At 76.4% G+C, this 2,498-nt stretch carries 1 protein-coding gene; it reads right to left on the bottom strand.

Annotation, left to right across the window (positions count from 1 at the left end; all coding sequences use genetic code 11):
* Positions 1-2,225 (bottom strand): UvrD-helicase domain-containing protein (locus BJP40_RS08015; RefSeq protein ID WP_071279749.1); only part of this gene is annotated, 2,225 nt, incomplete at its 3' end.
* Positions 2,226-2,498: the final 273 nt, after the last annotated feature.

The raw sequence follows: 2,498 nt of genomic DNA, 5'->3' as shown, positions 1-2,498 counted from the left end.
CCGGCCACCACGGTGAGCTGCTGGGTGGCCCTGGTCAGCGCCACGTACAGCACGCGCAGGCCCGCCGGGGACTCGTCAGCGATCTCCGCCGGGCAGACCACGACGGTGGCGTCGTACTCCAGCCCCTTGGCCTCCAGGCTCCCCAGGGCCACCACCCGGTCCCCGAGCCCCGCGAGCCAGGCGGCGGCCTGCTCGCGGCGGTGCATGGCGACGACCACGCCGACGGTGCCGTCCACCCGGTCCAGCAGGCGGCGCGCTTCCTCCCTGACGGCCTCGGAGAGTTCCCGCTCCCCCACGGTCGCGAAGCGCGGCTCCACGCCCGTGGACCTGACCGCGCGCGGCGACTCGGCGCCCGGCATGGCCAGGGCGAGGACCTTGCCGGCCAGCTCGGCGATCTCGGCGGGGTTGCGGTAGTTCACGGTGAGGGGGAAGCGGCGGCGGGGGCGGCTGCCGAGCGCCTCGTCCCGCGCCTCGGCGGCCTCGTCCGGCGCCGACCACGACGACTGCGCGGGGTCGCCCACGACCGTCCACGTCGCGGTGCGGCCGCGCCGCCCCACCATGCGCCACTGCATGGGCGTGAGGTCCTGCGCCTCGTCCACGATGACGTGGGCGTACTCGGTGCGCTCCTGGGCAAGCCGCTCGGCCCGCTCGCGCGGCGACTCCTCCCGTACGGGCATGAGCTCCTCAAGGCCGGTGAGCTGGTCCAGGGGGTCGGCCTCCCGTTTCCTGCGGGGCCGCGCCGGGGCGCCCAGCAGGGCCTGGAGCTCGTCGAGGAGCGCGACGTCGTGCACGGAGCACGCGTCCCGGCGCAGGGAGCGGGCGACCCGCCGGACCTCACCGGGGTTCAGCACCCGGCGGGCCCAGCGGCCGAGGCGCCGCTCGTCTCCCATCGCGGCCAGGACCGCGCGCGGGGTCAGCTCGGGCCACCAGGCGTCGAGGAAGTCGGTGAAGGAGTCCTCCGAGGTCACGTCCTCGTCGAAGGAGGAGCGCAGTTCGGCGGCCAGCTCGGGGTCCCGCTCGCGCGCCCCGGCGCCGGTCTTCGCGTACAGCGCGTCGAGGAGCAGCCGCCGGGCGCGGGGCCGCAGCAGGTTCACGGGCGCGGTGCCGCCGAGCGCGGTCTGCCGGATGCGGCGCAGTTCCTCGGCGTCCAGCTCGACGCGCCGGCCGAAGGCGACGACCCGCAGCCGGTCCGGCTGCCCGCCCGCCTCCAGGGCGCCGCGCGCCGCCTTCCGCAGCACCTTCAGCATCCGGGAGGACCCCTTCACGCGGGCGACGGCGGGCTCGTCGTACGCGGTGGCCTCCACGCCGTCGACGAGGCTGCCGAGGGCCCGGATGGCGACCTGGCCCTCCTCGCCGAGCGAGGGCAGCACGCCCTCGGTGTAGGCGACGAGCAGCGGGGTGGGGGACACGATGAGGATGCCCCCGGCGTACCGCCGCCGGTCCTGGTAGAGCAGGTAGGCCGCGCGGTGCAGGGCGACGGCGGTCTTCCCGGTGCCCGGTCCGCCCTCCACGTACGTGACGGAGGCGGCGGGGGCGCGGATGACGAGGTCCTGCTCGGCCTGGATGGAGGAGACGATGTCCCGCATGGTGTGGCTGCGGGCCCGGCCGAGGGCGGCCATGAGGGCGCCGTCGCCGACGACGGCGAGTTCTTCCCCGCCGAGGGTGGCGGACAGTTCGGGGCGCATCAGGTCGTCCTCGACGCCGAGGACCCGGCGTCCCCGGGACCGGATGACCCGGCGCCGCACTACCCGGCCGGGGTCGACGGGGGTGGCGCGGTAGAACGGCGCGGCCGCGGGGGCCCGCCAGTCGATGACGAGCGGCGCGTAGTCTGCGTCGAGCACCCCGAGCCGGCCGATGTGCAGGGTCTCCCCGATCTCGGCGGTGCCGTCGTCCCGCACGGCGTCGTCGGCCGGCTCGACGGAGGTGTACGCCCCGTCGGGCCCCTTCTTGCCGTCCTTGCCGTACAGCAGGTCCACGCGCCCGAAGAGGAAGTCCTCGAACTCGTGGTTCAGCCGGTTGAGGTGGATGCCCGCGCGGAACACCTGGGCGTCCCGTTCGGCGAGCGCGCCGGGCGTCCCGACCTGGCCGCGCTGGGCGGCGTCGTTCATGAGGAACTCCGCCTCGTGGATCTTCTCCTCCAGGCGGCGGTAGACCCGGTCCAGGTGCTCCTGCTCAACCGCGATCTCCCGGTCCCGTACCGAGTCGACGGTGTCCTGCACGGCCACGGGGCCCCTTTCTGACGTGCACTGGGCAGCCGTCGAGCGTACGCCACGATCCGCCCCGTGTCAGTCGCGGCCGCGCGGCCGGGTCCGCCCGGCCCCGCTCGGACCCGGGCGGGGCCGGCTGCGGGAGCCCCGTGCGGAGCGGGCGCGGGCTCCCGAGCGGTACGGGCCCACGGGGCTCCGGCGGTGCGGGCACGGGGCACGCGGCGTGGCCGCGCAAGGCTCCGTGCGGGCCACGGAGCCCGGCAGGGCGGCCACGGGGGCGGGCGGGCCGGC

Origin of the sequence: Streptomyces sp. CC53 (assembly GCF_001865245.1) — a bacterium.
Taxonomy (GTDB): domain Bacteria; phylum Actinomycetota; class Actinomycetes; order Streptomycetales; family Streptomycetaceae; genus Streptomyces.
This window is presented reverse-complemented; position numbering and strand designations above follow the sequence as displayed.